At 70.3% G+C, this 20,583-nt stretch carries 19 protein-coding genes, 3 tRNA genes and 1 pseudogene; 9 read left to right on the forward strand and 14 right to left on the reverse strand.

The window, feature by feature from the left end; translation table 11 throughout:
• Nucleotides 1-137: 137 nt before the first annotated feature.
• The gene (locus ABZ707_RS02955) at nt 138-698 is read left to right on the forward strand and encodes a CGNR zinc finger domain-containing protein (RefSeq protein ID WP_360166648.1); all 561 of its coding nucleotides are present in this window, start codon (nt 138-140) and stop codon (nt 696-698) included.
• Nucleotides 699-856: 158 nt separating this feature from the next.
• The gene (locus tag ABZ707_RS02960; protein WP_360166651.1) at nt 857-1,333 is read left to right on the forward strand and encodes an alpha/beta hydrolase fold domain-containing protein; all 477 of its coding nucleotides are present in this window, start codon (nt 857-859) and stop codon (nt 1,331-1,333) included.
• Between the two features lie 28 nt (nt 1,334-1,361).
• Here the strand turns inward: ABZ707_RS02960 and ABZ707_RS02965 are convergent, their stop codons facing one another.
• From ABZ707_RS02965 to ABZ707_RS02990, 6 genes are all read right to left on the reverse strand, one after another.
• Complete coding sequence (locus ABZ707_RS02965) at nt 1,362-1,649, reverse strand: hypothetical protein (protein WP_360166654.1); 288 nt, start codon at nt 1,647-1,649, stop codon at nt 1,362-1,364.
• Nucleotides 1,650-1,657: 8 nt separating this feature from the next.
• The gene (locus ABZ707_RS02970) at nt 1,658-2,569 is read right to left on the reverse strand and encodes a radical SAM protein (RefSeq protein ID WP_360166657.1); all 912 of its coding nucleotides are present in this window, start codon (nt 2,567-2,569) and stop codon (nt 1,658-1,660) included.
• Nucleotides 2,570-2,842: 273 nt separating this feature from the next.
• Complete coding sequence (locus ABZ707_RS02975) at nt 2,843-3,073, reverse strand: hypothetical protein (RefSeq protein WP_360166660.1); 231 nt, start codon at nt 3,071-3,073, stop codon at nt 2,843-2,845.
• A gap of 145 nt (nt 3,074-3,218) precedes the next feature.
• Entirely contained in the window at nt 3,219-4,439 is a 1,221-nt protein-coding gene (locus tag ABZ707_RS02980) for a helix-turn-helix domain-containing protein (protein WP_360166663.1), read from the reverse strand.
• A gap of 114 nt (nt 4,440-4,553) precedes the next feature.
• Nucleotides 4,554-4,856, reverse strand: coding sequence for a hypothetical protein (locus tag ABZ707_RS02985; RefSeq protein WP_360166666.1), 303 nt, complete (start codon nt 4,854-4,856; stop codon nt 4,554-4,556).
• The gene (locus ABZ707_RS02990; protein ID WP_360166669.1) at nt 4,853-5,080 is read right to left on the reverse strand and encodes a hypothetical protein; all 228 of its coding nucleotides are present in this window, start codon (nt 5,078-5,080) and stop codon (nt 4,853-4,855) included. The genes ABZ707_RS02985 and ABZ707_RS02990 overlap by 4 nt, the downstream gene beginning before the upstream one ends.
• A gap of 330 nt (nt 5,081-5,410) precedes the next feature.
• Between ABZ707_RS02990 and ABZ707_RS02995 the strand changes: the two genes are divergently transcribed.
• Entirely contained in the window at nt 5,411-5,806 is a 396-nt protein-coding gene (locus tag ABZ707_RS02995; protein WP_360166672.1) for a tyrosine-type recombinase/integrase, read from the forward strand.
• 126 nt (nt 5,807-5,932) lie between these two features.
• Here the strand turns inward: ABZ707_RS02995 and ABZ707_RS03000 are convergent.
• The 3 genes from ABZ707_RS03000 to ABZ707_RS03010 form a co-directional block, all read right to left on the reverse strand.
• Nucleotides 5,933-6,006, reverse strand: a tRNA-Ile gene (locus ABZ707_RS03000).
• Nucleotides 6,007-6,236: 230 nt separating this feature from the next.
• A tRNA-Asn gene (locus ABZ707_RS03005) sits at nt 6,237-6,309 on the reverse strand.
• A 5-nt stretch (nt 6,310-6,314) separates the two neighbouring features.
• Nucleotides 6,315-6,387 (reverse strand) — tRNA-Asn (locus tag ABZ707_RS03010).
• Between the two features lie 218 nt (nt 6,388-6,605).
• Between ABZ707_RS03010 and ABZ707_RS03015 the strand changes: the two genes are divergently transcribed.
• The 4 genes from ABZ707_RS03015 (at nt 6,606) to ABZ707_RS03030 (ending at nt 12,345) form a co-directional block, all read left to right on the forward strand.
• Nucleotides 6,606-6,917 carry a YtxH domain-containing protein gene (locus tag ABZ707_RS03015; RefSeq protein ID WP_360166675.1) on the forward strand — a complete coding sequence of 104 codons (312 nt, stop codon included), beginning with the start codon at nt 6,606-6,608 and terminating at the stop codon, nt 6,915-6,917.
• A gap of 87 nt (nt 6,918-7,004) precedes the next feature.
• Nucleotides 7,005-8,450: an FGGY family carbohydrate kinase gene (locus ABZ707_RS03020; RefSeq protein ID WP_360166678.1), complete on the forward strand. Its 1,446-nt coding sequence runs from the start codon at nt 7,005-7,007 to the stop codon at nt 8,448-8,450.
• A gap of 236 nt (nt 8,451-8,686) precedes the next feature.
• Complete coding sequence (locus tag ABZ707_RS03025; RefSeq protein WP_360166681.1) at nt 8,687-10,420, forward strand: ABC transporter ATP-binding protein; 1,734 nt, start codon at nt 8,687-8,689, stop codon at nt 10,418-10,420.
• Nucleotides 10,420-12,345: an ABC transporter ATP-binding protein gene (locus ABZ707_RS03030; RefSeq protein ID WP_360166683.1), complete on the forward strand. Its 1,926-nt coding sequence runs from the start codon at nt 10,420-10,422 to the stop codon at nt 12,343-12,345. The genes ABZ707_RS03025 and ABZ707_RS03030 overlap by 1 nt, the downstream gene beginning before the upstream one ends.
• Nucleotides 12,346-12,414: 69 nt before the next feature.
• Here the strand turns inward: ABZ707_RS03030 and ABZ707_RS03035 are convergent.
• The 3 genes and pseudogenes from ABZ707_RS03035 to ABZ707_RS03045 all read right to left on the reverse strand — a co-directional run bounded on the left by ABZ707_RS03035 (nt 12,415) and on the right by ABZ707_RS03045 (nt 16,968).
• Nucleotides 12,415-13,588 (reverse strand): annotated as a pseudogene (locus ABZ707_RS03035) (RNA polymerase sigma factor).
• A 142-nt stretch (nt 13,589-13,730) separates the two neighbouring features.
• On the reverse strand, nt 13,731-15,641 hold the full coding sequence (gene dnaG / locus ABZ707_RS03040; protein WP_360166686.1) for a DNA primase: 1,911 nt from the start codon (nt 15,639-15,641) through the stop codon (nt 13,731-13,733).
• 49 nt (nt 15,642-15,690) lie between these two features.
• The gene (locus ABZ707_RS03045) at nt 15,691-16,968 is read right to left on the reverse strand and encodes an FAD-dependent oxidoreductase (protein WP_360166689.1); all 1,278 of its coding nucleotides are present in this window, start codon (nt 16,966-16,968) and stop codon (nt 15,691-15,693) included.
• 152 nt (nt 16,969-17,120) lie between these two features.
• Here ABZ707_RS03045 and ABZ707_RS03050 point away from each other — a divergent pair, with 152 nt between their 5' ends.
• Nucleotides 17,121-17,261: a hypothetical protein gene (locus ABZ707_RS03050; RefSeq protein ID WP_360166691.1), complete on the forward strand. Its 141-nt coding sequence runs from the start codon at nt 17,121-17,123 to the stop codon at nt 17,259-17,261.
• Here the strand turns inward: ABZ707_RS03050 and ABZ707_RS03055 are convergent.
• Nucleotides 17,245-18,567: a deoxyguanosinetriphosphate triphosphohydrolase gene (locus ABZ707_RS03055; RefSeq protein WP_360166693.1), complete on the reverse strand. Its 1,323-nt coding sequence runs from the start codon at nt 18,565-18,567 to the stop codon at nt 17,245-17,247. The genes ABZ707_RS03050 and ABZ707_RS03055 overlap by 17 nt on opposite strands.
• 53 nt (nt 18,568-18,620) lie before the next feature.
• Nucleotides 18,621-19,457: a sirohydrochlorin chelatase gene (locus ABZ707_RS03060; RefSeq protein WP_360166695.1), complete on the reverse strand. Its 837-nt coding sequence runs from the start codon at nt 19,455-19,457 to the stop codon at nt 18,621-18,623.
• Between the two features lie 420 nt (nt 19,458-19,877).
• On the opposite strand from ABZ707_RS03060, the gene ABZ707_RS03065 reads away from it, so the two are divergent.
• Nucleotides 19,878-20,498 (forward strand): ElyC/SanA/YdcF family protein, encoded by a 621-nt coding sequence (locus ABZ707_RS03065; protein ID WP_360166994.1) that lies wholly within the window; start codon nt 19,878-19,880, stop codon nt 20,496-20,498.
• Nucleotides 20,499-20,583 lie beyond the last annotated feature (85 nt).

Below are 20,583 nucleotides of genomic sequence, written 5' to 3' on the forward strand. Positions count from 1 at the left end.
CCCATTGGCCTATGACATGAGCGTAATCCTCATACCCATGTCGCTGCCACTCGGGGATCAGGTGACTTGATTCCCTTCGGGCGGTAGGGTACGCAGACGTAATGCTTATGGCCATGTCGCGCGGAGGAGAGTGAGCCATGGGTGGCAGATTCAGCGTGCTGGAGGCGGAGGGCCCACTGGGTCTTGTGCAGAACCTGCTCAACACCGCCGCGCTGCCGAAGAACCCGCAGTCCTCACCCGACTTGCTCGACGCTCCGGACACCGCGGCCGCCTGGCTGGCCTCCGTGGGTACGCCCGCCGACCGGCCGGGCCTACGCGACCTGCAGACGCTTCGCGACGCCCTCCGGCGCGCGCTCATTCAGCGTGATCACGACACGACTGAAGGATCGGAGCCGGACGCCGGGATCGCGGTGCCGGTCCGCGCGATCCTGGCCGGGGACGGCACGGTCTCGCTCGCACCTGAGCGGGAGGGCGGGGCGGACCTGCGTGCGCGAGTGCTGCTGGCGGTCCACGCCGCTCAGCTCGCCGGCACATGGAGCCGGCTGAAGGTGTGCCGGAACCCGGAGTGCCGTGTGGCGTTCTGGGACAGTTCCCGCAACACCAGTGCCGTGTGGCATGACGCCCGCACCTGCGGGAACATCGCCAACCTCCGCAATTCCCGCGCCCGCCGGCAACAGGTGCGCCAGACAGGCCCGTGAACCACGCCGCCGCCTGGTTCACGACGAGTCGCATCCTTGCCAGGCGTACCATCCGGAAGGTGTATGTTCAGGATTTTTCGGGTGCGAAAATAGAGCAGATAGCCCGAGAGAGCTTCATGCCGGTCATCGTGCGGACGCGCCTGGATTTCAGGGGACGCATGGTGTCGGCCCCCTTCGGCGATGAGCACTATCTGGGAGCCATCTCCCGCGGTGGCGACGATGTGCCGATATACGCGGCGCCGGCCCGGGCGTCCGTCGCCGACCTGACCGGCCTGGCGCCCACTTGGTTGTGCACCTACCAGCTCGACCCGACCCGGGACGAGGCGCTGCGTTTCGCCGGACGTCTCGTACAAGCCGGCGTACCGACGGAAATGCACCACTACGCGGGAGCATTCCACATGGCGCACACCATCCCCGGTACCGCGATCGGGGCACGCATCCTCTCCGACTACTCCGGCCTACTCTGGCTCACTCCGAAGGAGCGGCTGGCCGAGGCGTGCGACGTCGACAGGCAGACCATCAATCGCGTCGAAATGGGCCACCACGCCACGCGTATTGACACGCTGCTCCGCATTGCCGCAGTCGTGCGGGTCCCCCTCAGTGACCTTGTGCGGGAGGAGCCCCGGCAGCCGTGATGGCGGCCGGGGCCCTTGTCCGTCCGGGCTACGCCGACTGGCGCGCGGAACTGGCGCGCAGCACGTTCAGCTTGTCCTTGTACAACGGGCCGGCGTGGTAGGCGGCGTCGTCGCGGGACGGGGCGGACTCCTCGATCAGGTGATGGGCTGCGGCCTTCAGGTCGGCGGCCCACAGCAGCACATGCTGCTGCGCGCTCTGGCCACACTCCTGAGGTTCTCCTGGGAGGCACAGCGGAAGATCACGCACGCCGATCTTGTTGTACGCGTGGCGCACGTACATTGCGGTCCGCAGCCATTGCTCGTCCGTCCGCGCCATGCCGCCTCCTATGATCCGATCCGCCCGGAAACCCCGATCGTAGCCTCCGCGTCGGGTGCGCACGGTGAGCATGGTCCGCACCAAGGAAGGCACTGCGGAGGTGTGCACGACTGCGCGGGCTGCGGCCGGTGCACGGCCTCGATCTCGGCGCGTGCCCGCCGGGTCGCTGGTCCCGCCCAAATGTCCTTCAGCGGGGACACCAGAACATTCCCCATGCTGATGAACCGGCAGATGACACAGGGCCACACATCCCCGTTGGGGCCGATCGCGAGCTTCCCCTGGGCACATTGCCCGCACAGATCAGCAACGGTGGGCGACGCGCCCTGGCCGGCCCGCCCGACTGCCCGGGTGTGGTCCCCGCCCACGGCTGTCAGTCCAAGGTCCGTGAGATCCCGGAAGGCGTCTTCGGCCCCTTGATCGGGCAGCGCTGAAATGACCGCGCCTCGCAGGGTGAGCCCAAGTTCCTGCGCTCTTTGGATGTTTGCCCGTGTGCGGCGATGGGACCCCGGCCGTGCCGTAACGGTGTCGTGTTCCTCGGCGGTGTCGGAGTAGTACGACGTGGCGAGCCTGACGCGGTATTCGGTGAACGCGCCCCACAGCTTGGCCGAGACGTGCGTCAAATTCGAGAACACCTCCACGGCCAGGCCGGCGCGCGCCGCGTGCCCAATGAGATCGATGAGGTGCGGATACAGGGTGGGCTCACCGCCGATGAACTGGACGTTCTGCGTGCCCATGGCGGCGAGCTGGTCGATGCAGTCCTTCCAGCGCGCCGCGGTCATGGTGCCGTGCGTCCCTCGGGGGGATGAGTCGGCGTAGCAGTGGCTGCAATAGAGGTTGCAGAATCCCGTGACTTCCAGCCAGGCGAACGTCAAGTCCTGGTCGGTGTCTGCCCCATGCGGGGGTAAGGATCGGGTAGACATGTGGTGCCCTCTCTTCTTGTGGATGGGTGGGCACCGCCTCGGCCGGAGTGTCCGGGCAGGAGTCGACGGCCGAGGCGGGATCAGTGGTCCCGCTGCTGCGGAAGCGTGGGGGAAGGTCCGGGGGGGCGGCGGCTCGCAGGCGGGCCGCAAGGAGCTGGGACTCGGCAGGCGGGAGGGCCAGGGGGCGCAGGCGCTCGCCGGGCCAGGACGGGCCCCGGTTGTAGTAATTCGGGTCGCGCGGGTCCGGGGGCGCGCTCCGGCCGATGCGACCGCTCACTGGGCTGCCATCCGCGCGGCGATGCTCGCCGACTGGGTCTCGCGCAGCCGGTCCTTCAGGGCGCCGACGTCGTAGCAGTCGGTGCCGCGCCGGCGGCAGGCGTAGCAGGTGGAGACGTGGGCTATGAACGCTGTGTGCGCGGCCGTGTATGCGGCGTCCGGGTCACCCGTCTGCGCGTCGTGCGGCGGGCTGGCTGTGGCGCCCTCGACGGGCGGTCGGTTGATCACAGTCGGCTCCCTGGGGGTGGGAGCGGCGCCGGAATCTCTGGCGGAGGTGCCCGGCGCCGCGATGTGCCGACCACGCTAGGTATCCGCGCGATCACATCCCAGGGGCGTGCGGTACCACTCTACGGATCCGGTGGGACGCCCTGCCCTACCCGGCAAGTCCGAGTCGGACGGCCAGGCCCAGTACCTCAGTGTCCGCGCGGGAGGCCCGCCCGCGCAGTTCCTCCACCAGTCGCCGTGAGGTGGAGTGGTACCGCATCCACTCCGGTGCGTCGGCCTCGGCGAGCAGCAACGCCCGGCCGGCGGCCCGGTCCTTGCCGAGGTGGTTGTAGGCGAGCGCCCGGTCCACCTGGAACCGGGCCCGCCAAGTCGGCGGCAGAGAGCGCAGGTTCGGGATGGTGCGCGCGGCGACGACCGCCTCGTCGGCCTTCTCCATCTCCACAAGGAAGTTGACGGCAGCGATGCCCGTGTTCGTCGGCCCGAACGGAGTCGCGTACACAAGGCGGTCCTCGCCCATGCTCTCAGCCGCGCCCTTCGCCAGCCGCATGAGATCGGTCACCGCGGCCTGCTTCTCCTGCCGTACAGCGGCCGTTGCCGCGCGCAGCAGAAGGATTCCCCACAAGGCGAGATCCTGCGGTGAGGAGCGGAAGCCGGGTTCGATCTTCTCCGCGTGGGCCAGGGCGATGCGCTCGGCGTCGGCAAGTCGGCCTTGCCGGGTGAACACCCAGGACAGGGTGGAGACGGCCATCGTTTCCAGGCCGGGGTCGTCGCACTCCCGGACAGCGGCCAGGGAACGCTCCATCGCGGTGAACGCGGCGTCTTCCTTGCCCAGCCCGGTGAGCGTCGTCGCGGCCACCTGATAGGCCACGGCGAGCACGGAGTTGGCTGCCGCCCGGTCGGCGCCCGTTGAGGCGTAGACGGCCGCGCGGGCGTCGCGAATGAGCTGAGGAAGCAGGCGGCCGATTTCCCCCATGCGGCCCTCCCTGCGGATGTTCTCCGTCGACTGGAGGGACGCGCGCAGCTCGTCGATGGTGGGCGGGTCCTCGGGATCGGTATCGCCCCCAAGGAGATCAGCGACCGGTGAGACCGCTTCGCGCAGCGCCAGGACGGAGGGGCGCCTGTCCTCCTGGTCGCCGTCCACCTCGAACGTCGTGGGCTGCCCGACGAGGTAGCTCGGTTCGGTGTCCAGCGCGCCCGCCAGGGCGTTGATGGTGGAGAGCCGGGGCGAGTTCCTGCGTCCCTGCTCCAGTTTCCGGATGACGTCGACGGAGATCCCGGCACGTTCGGCCAGTTGTTCTTGGGTCAGTTTCCGTCGTAGCCGCAGTTCCGCGAGGCGGTCGCCCATGCCGGACTCGTGTGTTGTGTTCACAGATACCCCCGCCAGAGAGTGAGGCATCCACGGTACTGCCGGGACATGACGAAACGCCCCCTGCCCGGCCTCCGAAGAAACCGGGCAGGGGGCGCAGTGCGGTACGGGCTGGGGTCACCGATGGTGCTTCTGTGCGCGGATCACCATGCGGGCGCGCTGAAGCATCAGCCCGGCGATGGCGAGCAGGATCACGGTCCGGGCCACCCGCAGCACCGCCGCAGGCAGCCCTTGCGGCCACACCGTGATCAGGATCGTGTACAGGCCCAGGGCCCCGATCGCTGCGGCCACGGCCATCAGGTGCCGGCCGACCGCCGTCGACCTCCACGGCGCGTACCGGTGGTACACGATCATGAAGGTCAGCGAGCTGGCCGGGACCAGCCCGGACGCCCAGGTGTTGCTGATCTGAGCGAAGGTCATTTCTCCCCACTCAGCGCGAGGTCGATCATCTCGGCGAAGTGGTTGTGCTCGCGCAGCCGCCGCAGTTTCGCCTCCGCGTCGGATACGTCGGGGCGCCGCTGCTTCGTCTCCCGGCGTGCCTGCTCAGCCCGGTGCGGGGCCGAGTCGGCGTCCCTCTGTCCGTCCGTCTCGGGCCGGGTGCGCGGCTCATGCCGGTGGGGCAGGAATCTCGTCCACCGGGGCACGTGCTGTCACCTCCCCCGGCTGGGGCAGGGAGCGAAGGACGTGGTCTGCCGTGCGGGCGGGTTCGAGCAGCTCGCCTGCCTGGTCCTGTGCTTCCCGCCGGGCTTCTTCGCTGACCTGGTGGGCCGTGCGCCAGGTGTCGCGCTCGTCGACGATCTCGCCGAGCCGGGCGTCTCGGTCCTCTTCGCCCGTGCAACCGGACGCACTCATCACGAGAGCCGCGGAGATGACGGCCGCGAAGGGGTACCGGCTTCGCCCAGTACGGCACATAGACTTCCTCGATCCAGCTGATCCTCACAGGGATGTTCTTCTGACCCTCGGGTCTGACCCGCTTGACAGCGTCAAGGGCTTCCTTCTCCCACCGTCCACCAGAAGGCCGACGGTTCAACCGGCTCGTGGAGCTGTCCGGACTTCCCCCGGTCCGCATGCACGACCCCCGGCACCTGTCGGCATCGTCGGCGCTCCTCGGTGGGGCGGACATCAAGGCTGCCCAAGAGCGGCTGGGGCACAGTTCGCGCCGGATCACCTCGGACACGTATACGAGCGTCCTGCCCCAACTCATGACCGCCGAGGCAGAGTCAACGAGCGCGGTCGTGCCCCGGTCCCGAAAAAAGGAGACCCCTTCGAGCGAGGAGCGCAAGGAGGCCGAGGGTGAGGCGCGGGAACCCGAACTGACGCCCGACGCCGACGAGAGTGAGCCAAATGAGGGATTGAGTCCCGACGCGTGACCTGCGTCCCCAATGTGTCCCCACGATCATGAAACCATGATCTCGACAGGCCACCCAGATCCTGCCGTTCCCAGCCCTGACCTGCAAAGAGCCTGGTCAGAACGATTCTTTGAACCGTTCACCGGGTGGGGCGGGTGGGACTCGAACCCACGACCGACGGATTATGAGTCCGCTGCTCTAACCGGCTGAGCTACCGCCCCTAACGGCGTGTCGCGCACATTTGTGCGCGCCGTCTGCCGCAGCATAGCCGCTCATACGATCTCCTGCCTCGGATGGGTGGCAACCTCTGACCTTGAGGACCATGCTGTGCTGCGCCCGGTTCGTCGGGGACCCAAGTGGAGCCGTACGAGCGGGGGATCACGGCAGACGGGTGAAGACGGGAACACGAAAAAGGACCCCGCAGGGTTTGCGGGGTCCTCTTTGTGCTGGGCTCCCCCGGCTGGACTCGAACCAGCAACCCTCCGGTTAACAGCCGAATGCTCTGCCAATTGAGCTACAGGGGACTGCGCTCCCCCGACTGGACTCGAACCAGTAACCTGCCGGTTAACAGCCGGCTGCTCTGCCAATTGAGCTACAGGGGATTGCTGTGTTTGCACCGAACGTACCTACCCCGGTCGCCCCGGGCGGCACACGTTCGCTGCGACACATACATTAGCGCAAGCAGGGGGGTGCTTCGCCAATCGGTATCGCCGCGGGTCACGCCGGGTGACACCATGCCCCGACGGGGTAGGCGAAGAGCACAGACCGACGGTCCGACGCTGACGCTGGGGACTCCGACGCTTAGGGAAGGGTGGCAGCCATGCGATACCGCCTCACGTTCATCGCGGGGATGGCCTGCGGATACGTTCTCGGGACACGCGCCGGGCGCGAGCGCTACGAGCAGCTCAAGAAGTCGGCGCGGCAGGTCTCGCAGAACCCGGCGGTGCGGAACGCGGCCGAGAGCGCCGCGCAGACCGGACGCGAATACGGAGGCAAGGCCTACCACCTGGTGAGCGGTGTGGTCGGCGACAAGGTGGGGGACAAGGTGCCGGACTCCGTCGCGCACCGTGTGCGCTCGCTCCGGGAGCGGAGCCAGAACGGCCAGGACGACTGGGGCACCAGCAACACCTGAGCCCCGCGCCCGAACGCCCCCGGACCGGTCCACCCGGTACGTCCCGGCAGCGCCCGACGCGCCGCGCGTGCGGCAGAATCGTGTGTCATGGGAATAGTCGCCGGGTTGGACAGTTCGTCCGGGTTCACACGCATCGTCGTCTGTGACGCGGACACGGGGGCCGTGCTGCGGCAGGGATACGCGCCGCATCCGGTCGACGCGAAGGCCACCGACATCGATCCGCAGGCCTGGCTGCTCTCCCTCGGCGAGGCCGCGTCCGGCGGACTGCTGGAGGGCGTGCAGGCCATCGGCGTCTCCGCCCAGCAGCACGGCATGGTGGCGCTGGACCGGCAGGGCAATCTCGTACGTCCGGCGCTGACCGGCAACGACAAGAGGGCCCAGGTCGCGGCGGCGGATCTGGTGGACGCGCTGGGCGGCCGGCAGGCGTGGGCCGAGGCCGTCGGGTCCGTACCGCAGTCGGCTCAGCTCGTGGCCAAGCTGCGCTGGATGGCGCGGACCGAGCCGGAGGCGGCGGAGCGGACGGCGCTGGTGCTCCAGCCGCACGACTGGCTGGTCTGGCAGCTCCTGGGACGCCCGGCGCGCAGAACGACCGACCGCGGCGCCGCGTCGGGGACCGGGTACTGGTCCGCGCGGACGGGGACCTACCGCCCTGACCTGGTGGAGCTGGCGCTGGGCCATCAGGCCGCGCTGCCCGAGGTGCTGGGTCCCTCCGAGTCCGCCGGGACCACTCCGGAGGGGCTGCTGATCTCCGCCGGCACGGGCGAGACCATGGCCGCGGCCTTCGGGCTCGGCGTCGGGGTCGGGGACGCCGTGGTGTCGCTGGGCGCCTCGGGCTCCGTGATGGCCGTGCACCACGAGGCCCTCGCCGACCCGTCCGGGATGATCACCTCCTTCGCGGACGCCACCGGAATGCATCTGCCGGTCGTCCACACCCTGAACGCCGTACGGGCCCTGCGCGGAACGGCGGAGCTGCTGGGGACGGAGGATCTGGCCGAACTGTCCGCGCTGGCGCTGAAGTCCACGCCGGGCTCGTCGGGCCTGGTGTTCCTGCCGTATCTGGAGGGCGAGCGGACCCCGCAGCTTCCGCACACGGCCGGCACGCTGACCGGGCTGCGCCGGGAGTCGATGAAGCCGGAGCACCTGGCGCGCGCCGCGTTCGAGGGGATGCTCTGCTCGCTCGCCGACGCGATGGATGTGCTGCGGGGGCGTGGTGTGGAGGTACGGCGGGTGTTCCTGCTGGGCGCCGCCGCCGAACTGCCCGCCGTGCAGGCCGCGGCGCCGGGGATCTTCGGGGCGCAGGTGCTCGTGCCGCAGCCCGCGGACTACACGGCTCTCGGCGCGGCCCGGCAGGCGGCCTGGGCGCTCGGTGTCTCCCAGGGGTCGCTCGCCCCGCACACCCCGCCGGTCTGGCAGGGCGCGGCGGTGCAGGTCTTCGAGCCGGGCGAGGACGCGGCGGTGGGGGCGGCCGTCCGTCAGCAGTACGCGGCGACACGGGAGCAGGTGCACCCGGGCGCGTTCGGACCGACGGCCTGAGCGTGACCGGAGTCTCGTAGGGACGTGCCGGCGTGGTGGGGCCCGGCGGCGCGGGGCGCGGTGTCGTGAGACGCGGCGCACAGTATGTGGCGCAGGACTCACCACGGCGGTGTGTCCGGCGGGTTCTTGACCCGGCCTTGGACATAAACCCGTGGGGTCCGGTGGGTGGAGTGCCGCAAGATGGGGTCGGATCCCCCGATCTAGCCGAATCCCGAGCCGACTCCGAGAGACTCCGCGTGCTCCTACGACTTCTGCGTGCCCACCTCGCGCCCTACAAGAGACCCATAGCCCTGCTGGTGGTGCTCCAGCTCCTGCAGACAGCCGCCACCCTCTATCTGCCCACCCTCAACGCCGACATCATCGACAACGGAGTGGTGAAGGGAGACACGGGCTACATCCTGGAGTTCGGCGGCATCATGATCGCCGCCAGTGTCCTCCAGGTGATCTGCAACATCGGCGCCGTGTACTACGGCGCCCGGACCGCCTCGGCCCTCGGCCGCGATGTGCGGGCCGCCATCTTCGAACGGGTGCAGAGCTTCTCGGCCCGCGAGGTGGGGCAGTTCGGAGCCCCCTCGCTGATCACCCGCACCACCAATGACGTCCAGCAGGTGCAGATGCTGGTCCTGATGTCGTTCACGCTGATGGTGTCCGCGCCGATCATGTGCGTCGGCGGCATCGTCATGGCGCTCGGCCAGGACATCCCGCTCTCCGGTGTGCTGCTGGCTGTGGTGCCGGTGCTCGGCATCGCCGTGAGCCTCATCGTCAAGCGCATGCGGCCGCTGTTCAGGACCATGCAGACCCGGCTGGACTCGGTGAACCGGATCCTGCGCGAGCAGATCACCGGCAACCGCGTGATCAGGGCTTTTGTCCGGGACGAGTACGAGAAGGACCGCTTCAGGAAGGCCAATACCGACCTGACCGATGTCGCGGTGTCCACCGGCCGGCTGATGGCACTGATGTTCCCGACCGTGATGACGGTCGTGAACGTGTCGTCGATCGCCGTCGTCTGGTTCGGCGCGCACCGCATCGACAGCGGCGGCATGGAGATCGGCGCGCTGACCGCGTTCCTCGCCTATCTGATGCAGATCGTGATGGCTGTGATGATGGCCACCTTCATGTTCATGATGGTGCCGCGCGCCGAGGTGTGCGCCGAGCGCATCGAAGAGGTGCTGGACACCAGGTCGAGTGTGGTGCCGCCGGCGAACCCGGTGAGCGAGCTGCGCAGGCACGGACATCTGGAGGTACGGGGCGCGGAGTTCCGCTTCCCCGGCGCCGAGGAGCCGGTGCTGCGGGATGTGACGCTGGTCGCACGGCCGGGCGAGACCACGGCGGTCATCGGGTCGACGGGCAGCGGCAAGTCGACGCTGCTCGGACTCGTACCGCGGCTGTTCGACGCGACCGGCGGGACGGTGCTTGTCGACGGCCAGGATGTGCGGGAGCTCGATCCGGTCCTGCTGGCGAAGACCGTGAGCCTGGTGCCGCAGAAGCCGTATCTCTTCTCCGGGACCGTCGCGACGAACCTGCGCTACGGCAATCCCGACGCGACCGACGAGGACCTGTGGCACGCGCTGGAGGTGGCGCAGGCGAAGGAGTTCGTCACCACCCTGGAGGGCGGACTGAACGCGCCGATATCCCAGGGCGGTACGAATGTCTCCGGCGGGCAGCGGCAGCGGCTCGCGATAGCGCGGTCGCTGGTGCGGCGGCCGGAGATCTATCTGTTCGACGACTCCTTCTCGGCACTGGACTACGCCACGGACGCGGCGCTGCGCCGCGCGCTGGCGACGGAGACCGCGGAGGCGACCGTGGTGATCGTCGCGCAGCGGGTCTCCACCATCAGGGACGCCGACCGGATCGTGGTCCTGGACGAGGGCCGGGTCGTCGGGGAGGGCCGCCACCACGAGCTGATGGCGGAGAACGAAACATACCGGGAGATTGTGCTCTCCCAGCTGACCGAGGCGGAGGCTGCCTGATGAGCGGTCCAGGCGGACGCATGATGATGGCCGGCCCGACGCAGCGGTCGATGGACTTCAAGGGATCGGGCAAGCGGCTGCTGCGGCGGCTGGCCGTGGAGAAGACCACGCTGTGGTGGATGCTCGCGGCCGGTGTGGTGAGTGTGGCGCTGTCGGTGACCGGCCCGAAGATCCTCGGCCAGGCCACCGACCTGATCTTCGCCGGGGTGATCGGCCGGCAGACTCCGGGCGGCGCCACCAAGGCGGAGACCCTCGCCGGGCTGCGGGAGAAGGGCGACGGCCAACTGGCGGACCTGCTCTCCGGGGTGGACTTCACGCCGGGCCACGGCATCGACTTCGGCGCGGTGGGCCGGGTCCTGCTGGTGGCGCTGCTGGTCTATCTGGGCGCCGGGCTGCTGATGCTCATATCCACGCGGCTGTCGATCCGGGTCATCAACCGCACGGTGTTCCGGATGCGGGAGGACGTACAGGCGAAGCTCTCGCGGCTGCCGCTGGCCTACTTCGACCAGAAGCCGCGCGGTGAGGTGCTCAGCCGCGCCACGAACGACGTCGACAACATCTCGCAGACCATGCAGCAGACGATGGGTCAGCTCATCAACTCGCTGCTGACGATCCTCGGTGTGCTGGGGATGATGTTCTGGATCTCGCCGCTGCTGGCGCTGGTCGCGCTGGTGACGGTGCCGCTGTCGGTGTTCGTGGCGACGAGGATCGGCAAGCGGTCCCAGCCGCAGTTCGTACTGCAGTGGAAGGTCACGGGCACGCTCAACGCGCACATCGAGGAGATGTACACCGGGCATGGCCTGGTGAAGGTCTTCGGGCGGCAGGACGAGTCGGCCGAGGTGTTCCGGGAGCAGAACGACCAGCTCTACGAGGCGGGGTTCAAGGCCCAGTTCAACAGCGGGATCATGCAGCCGCTGATGCTCTTCATATCCAACCTCAACTATGTGCTGGTCGCGGTCGTCGGCGGGCTGCGGGTCGCCTCGGGCACGCTGTCGATCGGTGATGTGCAGGCGTTCATCCAGTACTCGCGGCAGTTCTCGATGCCGCTGACGCAGGTCGCCTCGATGGCGAATCTGGTGCAGTCCGGAGTGGCGTCCGCGGAGCGGATATTCGAGCTGCTGGACGCCGAGGAGCAGGAGCCCGACGCGCCCGCGGTGGAGCGGCTGCGCAAGCGGCGGGGGCAGGTGGCGCTGGAGAACGTGTCGTTCCGCTACTCCCCCGACAAGCCGCTGATCGACGGTCTGTCGCTCCAGGTGGACCCGGGACAGACGGTCGCGATAGTCGGCCCGACCGGGGCGGGCAAGACCACCCTGGTCAATCTGCTGATGCGGTTCTACGAGGTGACGGACGGCCGGATCACCCTGGACGGGACGGATGTCGCCAAGATGTCCCGCGAGGAGCTGCGCTCCGGGATCGGCATGGTCCTCCAGGACACCTGGCTCTTCGGCGGCACGATCGCGGAGAACATCGCGTACGGCGCTTCGCGCGAGGTCACCCGGGAGGAGATCGAGGAGGCGGCCAGGGCGGCCCACGCCGACCGTTTCGTCCGTACGCTCCCCGACGGCTACGACACGGTGATCGACGAGGAGGGCTCGGGCGTCAGCGCCGGTGAGAAGCAGCTCATCACCATCGCGCGGGCGTTCCTGTCCGACCCGGTGATCCTGGTCCTGGACGAGGCCACCAGCTCGGTGGACACCCGTACCGAGGTGCTGATCCAGAAGGCGATGGCACGGCTGGCCCACGGGCGTACGAGCTTTGTGATCGCGCACCGGCTCTCCACGATCCGGGACGCGGATGTCATCCTGGTGATGGAGAACGGCGCGATCGTCGAACAGGGCACGCACGACGAGCTGCTGGCGGCGGAGGGCGCGTACGCACGGCTGTACGCGGCCCAGTTCGCGCAGGCCGTCGTCGAGGTGGACTGACCCCCGGACGGCCGGCGAGGACCAGGGCGCCGCGCCGCCGCCCACCGCGGGGCGGGGCGCGGCGCCGGGTCAGTCGAGGTAGCCGCGGAGCTGGTCGGCGGAGTTGTGGACGCGCAGCTTGTTCAGCGTCTTGGACTCGATCTGGCGTATGCGTTCGCGGGTCACACCGAAGATCCGGCCGATCTCCTCCAGGGTCCTGGCCCGGCCGTCGTCCAGGCCGTATCTGAGCTGGACGACCTTGCGTTCGCGCTCGCCGAGGGTGGAGAGCACCGCCTCCAGGTGCTGGCGCAGCAGCAGGAACGCCGCGGACTCGACGGGCGAGGCGGCGTCGCCGTCCTCGATGAGATCACCGAGCGCGACATCGTCCTCCTCGCCGATCGGAGTGTGCAGGGAGACCGGCTCCTGGGCGAGCCTGAGCACCTCGGTGACCCGCTCGGGGGCCAGTTCGAGCTGGGCGGCGACCTCCTCGGGGGTGGGTTCACAGCCGCGCTCCTGGAGCAGCCGGCGCTGGACCCGTACGACACGGTTGATCAGCTCGACCACATGGACCGGGACCCGGATGGTGCGTGCCTGGTCGGCCAGTGCCCGGGACATCGCCTGGCGGATCCACCAGGTCGCGTAGGTCGAGAACTTGTAGCCGCGGGTGTAGTCGAACTTCTCGACGGCTCTGATCAGGCCCAGATTTCCCTCCTGGACGAGATCGAGCATGGTCAGTCCGCGTCCCACATAGCGCTTGGCCACGGAGACGACGAGCCGCAGATTCGCTTCGATCAGCCGGCGCTTGGCCATCCGGCCCAGCACGACCAGCCGGTCGAGATCCAGCGCGAGCCCGGAGTCGAGACCGGGTGTGCTGCTCAGTTTCTCCTCGGCGAAGAGACCGGCCTCGACGCGGCGGGCCAGGTCGACCTCCTCGACGGCGGTGAGCAGCGGGATACGGCCGATCTCCCGCAGATACTGGCGGAAGAGGTCGGAGGAGGGTCCGCCGGTGTCGGTGCGGCCCCCGCGCCGGTCCCGGGGCGCGGGCACGAGCGGCGCCTCCACGGGGTCCTCGACGAGGATCTCGACGGCCGTCGCCACGCGGGCATGGGCCGGCGGCGGGGCCAGGGCCACGGCCGGCGTCTCGGGAAAGGTCTCGGTCACGGTCTGGGTGTGCACGGGGGGCGACCTCCAGGGTGATCGCTGCCGGTCGGGGGTGCCGGTTCGGGTTCGTGCAGCGGCGGGGCGGAGGCGGCCGGGCCGCCAGGCCGTCCTGTACACGATGAGCGGATCGAACCTCAGTGTGGGGTACGACACGTCACCGCCACGAGGGGCGTGCGGTGACTTTCTGCGTCCCGTGCGTGACCGGGCCGTTACCGGTGGATGTCGCGGAGGCGGTCCGCGCCGCTCTACAGGGCGTCCGCGCCGCGGGTGCGCAGGGCCTGGCCGTACTGCTGGAGCACCCAGAGGTCGTTCTGCACGGCGGCGTACCGTTCGGGATCGCCGCTGCTGGCGAGCCTGGTGAGGGTGGAGGCGATGTCCTGGATCCGGCGGTCCACCGCGCGGACGCGGACCTGGACGAGGTGGTGTCCCGCGTACAGCTCGTCGATGGTCCTGCCCCGGAACACCTCGACCGCCAGCTCGGTGACGAGTTTGCGCACGGAGTCGTCCGGGACGGCGTCGAGGACCCGGGCGAGGTACTCCCGGGGGTCGGACACGCCCTGTTCGGCGCCGCCGGCGTCGTCGATGCACTGCCGGACCATCGCGTACGGCGGGGCGGTGAACTCGTCGGCGCCGTACGCGTCGAACGCCGGAGAGACCAGCTCGGGCCGCTGGAGCGCCAGCTTCAGCAGCTCGCGCTCGGTGCTGTAGACCGGGTTACGGAGGTTGAGCGCGGGTCCGGAGGGGGCCGCAGGGGCCGGGGTCCCGTACGACGGCGCGCCGGGCCGGGCGTCGGCCGGCGGGCCGGCCGGGCCCCGGCCGCCGCGGTCCCGCGCCCAACGGGCGACCTGCGACACGCGTTTGACCACGAACTGGGTGTCGAGGATGCCGAGAATGCCGGCGAGCTGGACGGCGACCTCGTGCTGCGAGGCGCCGTTCTTGATCCGGGCGACGATCGGGGCGGCCTCGTCGAGTGCGGCGCCCCGGCCGGCCGGGGTCTCCAGGTCGTAGCGCGAGACGATCTGGCGGATCGCGAACTCGAAGAGCGGGGTGCGGGGTTCGACCAGGTCCTGGACGGCTTCGTCGCCCTTGGCGAGGCGCAGTTCGCACGGGTCCATGTTGTCCGGAGCGATGGCGATATAGGTCTCGGCGGCGAACTTCTGGTCGTCCTCGAAGGCGCGCAGCGCGGCCTTCTGGCCCGCCGCGTCCCCGTCGAAGGTGAAAATCACCCGGGCGCTGCCGTTGTCCATCAGCAGCCGTCGGAGGATCTTGATGTGGTCACCGCCGAAGGCCGTACCGCAGGTCGCGATGGCGGTGGTGACGCCGGCCAGGTGGCAGGCCATCACATCGGTGTAACCCTCGACGACGACGGCCCGGCTGGCCTTGGCGATGTCCTTCTTGGCCAGGTCGACGCCGTACAGCACCTGGGACTTCTTGTAGATCGCGGTCTCGGGGGTGTTGAGGTACTTCGGGCCGTTGTCGTCGTCGCGCAGTTTGCGCGCGCCGAAGCCGACGACCTCGCCGGAGATGTCGCGGATGGGCCACATCAGCCGGCCGCGGAAGCGGTCGATCGGGCCGCGGCGGCCGTCCTGGGAGAGGCCGGAGAGCAGCAGTTCCTTGTCGGTGAAGCCCTTGCCGCGCAGATAGCGGGTCAGATGGTCCCAGCCCGCCGGGCTGTAGCCGACGCCGAAATGCTCGGCCGCCGCCTGGTCGAAGCCCCGCTCGGCGAGGAACTTCCGGCCCGTCTCGGCCTCGGCGCCGGAGAGCTGCTCTGCGTAGAACTGCGCGGCGATCTTGTGCGCCTCGACCAGTCGGGTGCGCTCGCCGCGCTGCCCGGCCGGGTTGTAACCGCCTTCCTCGTATCTGAGGGTGATGCCCGCCTGGGCGGCGAGCCGCTCGATCGTCTCGGAGAAGGAGAGATGGTCGATCTTCATCACGAAGGCGATGGTGTCCCCGCCCTCCTGGCAGCCGAAGCAGTGGAAGAGACCCTTGCTCGGACTGACCTGGAAGGACGGGGACTTCTCGTCGTGGAAGGGGCAGAGGCCCTTGAGGTTGCCGCCGCCCGCGCTGCGTAGCTGGAGGTACTCGGACACGACGGCGTCGATCGGGACCGCGTCCCGTACCGCCTTCACGTCGTCATCGTTGATCCTGCCTGCCACGCGTGAATTCTACGGGGCGCGCGGAGAGTCCTGACCGGTGCGGGGCGCGTCAGCCGCCGAGGGAACCGAGCGGGACGCCCGGGTCGGCGAGGGCCTCCAGGTCCTGGGGCCGGCCTGAGCGGATCAGGCGCTGGATGTCCTCGGTGACGTCCCACACATTGACGTTCATCCCCGCGAGGACCCTGCGGTCCTTCAGCCAGAAGGCCACGAACTCCCGCTTCCCCGCGTCGCCGCGTACCACCACCTGGTCGTAGGAGCCGGGCGGCGCCCAGCCCGAGTACTCCAGGCCCAGGTCGTACTGGTCGGAGAAGAAGTACGGGACACGGTCGTAGGTGATGTCCTGGCCGAGCATGGCGCGGGCGGCGGCGGGGCCGCCGTTGAGCGCGTTGGCCCAGTGCTCGACGCGCAGCCGGGAGACGGGCGGGGCGACGCCCCAGCCGGCCGGCGGAAACGCCGCCACGTCACCGGCCGCGAAGATGTCCAGGTCGGAGGTGCGCAGAGCGGAGTCCACGGCGATGCCGCCGCCCTCGGCACGGTCGGCGAGATCGAGGCCGGCCGCCTCGGCGAGGGCCGTCCGGGGGGCGGCGCCGATCGCGGCGAGCACATCGTGGGCCGGGTGCTCCTCGCCGTCGTCCGTGCGGGCCGCCAGGACCATGCCGTCCTGGCCGACGATCTCGGTGAGCCGGGCGCCGAAGTGGAAACGGACGCCGTGCTCACGGTGGAGTTCGGTGAAGAGCTCGCCCAGTTCGGGGCCGATGACCTGGTGGAGCGGGGTCGCCGCGGCCTCGACGACGGTGACCTCCGCGCCGTATCCGCGCGCGGCGGCCGCGACCTCCAGGCCGATCCAGCCGGCTCCGGCGATCACCAGATGGCCGTTGTCGCGGCCGAGGGCGGTGAGCACCTGCCGCAGCCGGTCGGAGTGGGCGAGGCGGCGCAGATGGTGGACGCCCGCCAGATCCGTCCCCGGGATGTCGAGCCGGCGCGGTTCCGCGCCGGTGGCCAGCAGCAGCTTGTCGTAGCGCAGGGCGGTGCCGTCGCCGAGGTGCACGCACCGGGTGTCCCGGTCGACGGAGGTGACGGTCTGTCCGAGATGCAGCTCGACCTCGGCCTGGGCGTACCAGGCGGGCTCGTGCACGAAGACGCTGTCCCGCTCGTCCTTGCCGGTCAGATAGCCCTTGGACAGGGGCGGGCGTTCATAGGGGTGGTCACGCTCGTCACCGATGAGGATCACTCGGCCGGTGAATCCTTCCGCGCGCAGGGTTTCCGCGGCTTTCGCCGCCGCCAGCCCACCGCCGACGATGACAAAGGTCCGATGTGCGTCGACCACTTGATGCCTCCTCTTCATGCTGCCGCCATCCGCGAGCGTCCCGCACGGAGCGTGATGGCGAAAGAGGGAACGCTCCACGGGCATGTCTCACAGCCGTGATCCGGCTACTCTCGTACAAGCGTGCATCAGGGGCCGTGAGGCATGAGGGGCGCATGGTACGCATCTCTTTCACCTCCGAGGATCTCGCTGTGCTGCGTGTGGCGGCGCGGCCCGACCCGCTGTGGGAGATCGTTCTCAGTCCGCGCCTGCCGAAGAACCGGCAGGTGGCGCTGGTCTTCAGGGCCGGCCGGTGAGTCCGGCGTGCAGGGACCGGGCCACCGCGTCGGTGAGCGAGGCGATCTGGTCGACGATGACGCGTTTGCGCGCCTGGTCGTCGGGCGCCGCGTCGAACAGCGCGCGGAACTGCGGATCCAGCCCCTCCGGGGCGCGGGCCGTGATCGCCTCGGCCAGCTCCGCCAGGACGATCCGCTGGTCGGCGCGGAGCGCCTCCTGTTCGGCGCGCTGCATGACATAGCGGTCCGCGACGGCCTTGAGGACCGCGCACTCGTGCCGGGCCGCGCGCGGGACGACCAGTTCGGCGGCGTACCGGGTGTGCGGTCCCGTGCCGTACGCCTGCCGGGTGGCGGTCTCGGCCGCCAGACAGAACCGGCCGATGAGCTGGCTGGTGGCGTCCTTCAGCCGGCCCTGTGCGACGGCGGAACCGTCGTAGCCGTGCGGCCACCACTCCTGTCCCATGAGCCGGTCGAGCGCGGCGGACAGCTCCTGCGGATCGGTGCCCCGTGGCACGTACCTGCCGATGGCGGCGGCCCAGATCCCCTGCCGTTCGGACTCGGAGGAGAGCGCGGCCGGGTCGACATGGCCGGCGTGCAGCCCGTCCTCGAAGTCGTGGACGGAATAGGCCACATCGTCGGACCAGTCCATGACCTGCGCCTCGAAGCAGGTACGGCTCGCCGGAGCGCCGCGCCGGACCCAGTCGAAGACCGGCAGATCGTCCTCGTACACACCGAATTTCAGCGAGCCCGGCTCGACGGGGTGGGCGCCGCGCGGCCAGGGGTACTTGGTGGCCGCGTCCAGCGCGGCCCGGGTGAGATTGAGGCCGACGCTGACCGGTCCGCCGGTCTCCTCCTCCGACTCCACGAAGCGCTTCGGTTCGATCCGGGTCAGCAGCCGGAGCGACTGGGCGTTTCCCTCGAAGCCGCCGCAGTCCCTCGCGAAGTCGTTGAGCGCCTGCTCGCCGTTGTGACCGAAGGGCGGATGGCCCATGTCGTGGGAGAGGCACGCCGCCTCGACCAGATCCGGATCGCAGCCCAGCGCCGCCCCCAGCTCCCGCCCGACCTGGGCACACTCCAGGGAGTGGGTCAGCCGGGTCCGGGGGCTGGCGTCCCACTGCCGGCTCCGGGATCCCGGGGTCACCACCTGGGTCTTGCCGGCGAGCCGGCGCAGCGCAGAGGAGTGGAGCACACGGGCGCGGTCGCGCTGGAACGCGGTGCGTCCTGGGCGCTTGTCGGGCTCGGCGGCCCAGCGCTCGGTGGCCGAGTCGTCGTACGCGCCCGCCGGTCCTGAGGGGTGCGATGTGGTGATGCCGGTGGTCCCTGCCATGCACCGAAGGTAACCGGAGTCGCTGACGGACGAGGCGGCGCGGGCGGCCGTCGCTACGGCCGGGACGTCCCGGCGGAGGCGGCGAGGAACCGGCGGTGGCCCGTCCTGTGCCTTGCCGACGACGCCTCCGCGTACCGCTGGAGCAGCAGCGCGGCCATCGCCGGATGTGCGCCGAGCGGTGCGGCGGCGATCCAGGGCGCGTGGCCCGCGCCCATGGTGGCGAAGTGGCCGGGCGCCGTGAAGTACGAGGCGATCGCGGCCCGGTGACAGCCGCGCGCGGCGAGAGCGCGGAGGGCCTCGGGGATGGTGGGCGAGGCGGCGGAGGCATATCCCGGGACGACCGGCACACCGCCGAGGCGGCGGCTGAGCAGTGCGGCCGTGTGCCGGGTGTCCGCCGCGGACCGGGGATCCCGTGATCCCGCCGCCGCCAGCACCACGCCGGTGGCCTGCGGGCGGTGGTCGTCCGTGGTGTCCGGGGTCCTGCCGCCCGGGTCGGAGGTGCGCCAGCCCGCTTCGACGAGACGGGCGTACAGCGTCTCCACGAGCAGGGGGTGCGGCCCGAGCGGGGCGGCGATCCGGATGTCCAGGCCGGGCGCGGCGGCCGCGGCGGCGGGCAGGTCGCGTGTGACATGGACGCCACGGCTGAGCAGCAGGGGTACGAGGACCGCCCGGCCGGTCCCGCCCGCCCGGCCGGCTTCCAGCGCGGCGAGCGTGTCCGGCAGCCGTGGCTGCTCGATCTCGATGTGTCCGAGCCGTACGTCCAGGTCGGGACGGAGTGCGCGGACCCGGTCGAGGAGCGCCGTCACGGTGCGCAGGGCGCGTGGGTCCCGGCTGCCGTGCGCCACGACAACCAGGGCGGGACTCAGGGGGGCGGGGCGGTCGCTCTGCATGCTTCTGCGGGTTCCGTTCGGTGCGAGGTGGCCGAGCCGGCTGCTGAACCGATCCTGCCGGGCCCCGGTTGCCTGGCCGTTGCGCGGGGGTGACCGCGCTTTTCCACCACCTCACAGCCTCAGGAGGGGCGTTGTCAGACCTCTCACCTACGGTGGATTTCGTTCGGAACCGGCGGACCGGGGAGGGGTCCTGCCGTGGCTGCGGGCCGCCCGGCCCTCGCCGCGCCGGTATGCGAACGGATCGGCGCCGCCGATCGTCCTACCGAGTGGAACGCACGGGGAGCAGGATCGAACGGGGGGATCATGTCACTGCCGAAGCCGTCGCGACCGGGCCCGGCCCGGCGCCTGGGACCATGGCTGTCGTCGCTGAGACGGCTGTTCCGCACCAGGCGTCGGCAGCGCCTGGTCGCCCAGGCCGTCATGCTCGGGTGTGTGCTCGCCCTGGCGCCCGCGACCTGGATGCACACGGTCGCCGACAGCCGCGTCCGTACCGTCGCGGACGTCCCGGCCCGGGATGTCGCGGTGGTCTTCGGTGCCGGACTGCGGTCCGGCGCGCCGGCGCCGTATCTGGCCCACCGGCTGGACGCGGCGGCGGAGCTGTACCGCGCGGGCAGGGTGAGAGTCGTGCTGGTCACCGGTGACAACAGCCGCGAGGAGTACGACGAGCCGGACGCGATGCGGACGTATCTCGTCGGGCGCGGCGTGCCGGACGGGCGGATAGTCAGCGATTTCGCGGGCTTCGACACCTGGGACTCCTGTGTACGGGCGCGGAAGATATTCGGGGTGGACCGGGCCGTCCTGGTGACCCAGGGCTTCCATGTCCGGCGCGCGGTGGCGCTCTGCCGGGCGGCGGGGGTCGAGTCGTACGGCGTCGGGGTCGCCGAACCTCACGACCTGACCTGGTACTACGGCGGGATACGGGAGATGTTCGCGGCGGGCAAGGCCGCGGTCGACGCCGCGCTGCGGCCCGATCCCCGCTTCCTCGGGCCGGTGGAGACGGGGGTGGCCCGAGCCCTTCTGCCGGCCGGCGGGAGCGGCTGACCTCCCTCGGGCGGCAGGCGCCGGTCGGCCGGTGCGGCGGCGCGGACACCGTCCTGCTCGGCAGCGGGGTGCCACCACGGCCGCT

The organism is Streptomyces sp. NPDC006923 (genome assembly GCF_040635655.1).
Classification (GTDB): Bacteria; Actinomycetota; Actinomycetes; order Streptomycetales; family Streptomycetaceae; genus Streptomyces.

Excerpts from the sequence above, each read along its gene's own strand:
- ABZ707_RS02955 (WP_360166648.1), top strand. The coding sequence starts at position 138 with ATGGGTGGCAGATTCAGCGTGCTGGAGGCGGAGGGCCCACTGGGTCTT.
- ABZ707_RS02960 (WP_360166651.1), top strand. The coding sequence starts at position 857 with ATGGTGTCGGCCCCCTTCGGCGATGAGCACTATCTGGGAGCCATCTCC.
- ABZ707_RS02965 (WP_360166654.1), bottom strand. The coding sequence starts at position 1,649 with ATGGCGCGGACGGACGAGCAATGGCTGCGGACCGCAATGTACGTGCGC.
- ABZ707_RS02970 (WP_360166657.1), bottom strand. The coding sequence starts at position 2,569 with ATGTCTACCCGATCCTTACCCCCGCATGGGGCAGACACCGACCAGGAC.
- ABZ707_RS02985 (WP_360166666.1), bottom strand. The coding sequence starts at position 4,856 with ATGACCTTCGCTCAGATCAGCAACACCTGGGCGTCCGGGCTGGTCCCG.
- ABZ707_RS03015 (WP_360166675.1), top strand. The coding sequence starts at position 6,606 with ATGCGATACCGCCTCACGTTCATCGCGGGGATGGCCTGCGGATACGTT.
- ABZ707_RS03020 (WP_360166678.1), top strand. The coding sequence starts at position 7,005 with ATGGGAATAGTCGCCGGGTTGGACAGTTCGTCCGGGTTCACACGCATC.
- ABZ707_RS03030 (WP_360166683.1), top strand. The coding sequence starts at position 10,420 with ATGAGCGGTCCAGGCGGACGCATGATGATGGCCGGCCCGACGCAGCGG.
- ABZ707_RS03050 (WP_360166691.1), top strand. The coding sequence starts at position 17,121 with ATGGTACGCATCTCTTTCACCTCCGAGGATCTCGCTGTGCTGCGTGTG.
- ABZ707_RS03055 (WP_360166693.1), bottom strand. The coding sequence starts at position 18,567 with ATGGCAGGGACCACCGGCATCACCACATCGCACCCCTCAGGACCGGCG.
- ABZ707_RS03060 (WP_360166695.1), bottom strand. The coding sequence starts at position 19,457 with ATGCAGAGCGACCGCCCCGCCCCCCTGAGTCCCGCCCTGGTTGTCGTG.
- ABZ707_RS03065 (WP_360166994.1), top strand. The coding sequence starts at position 19,878 with ATGCTCGGGTGTGTGCTCGCCCTGGCGCCCGCGACCTGGATGCACACG.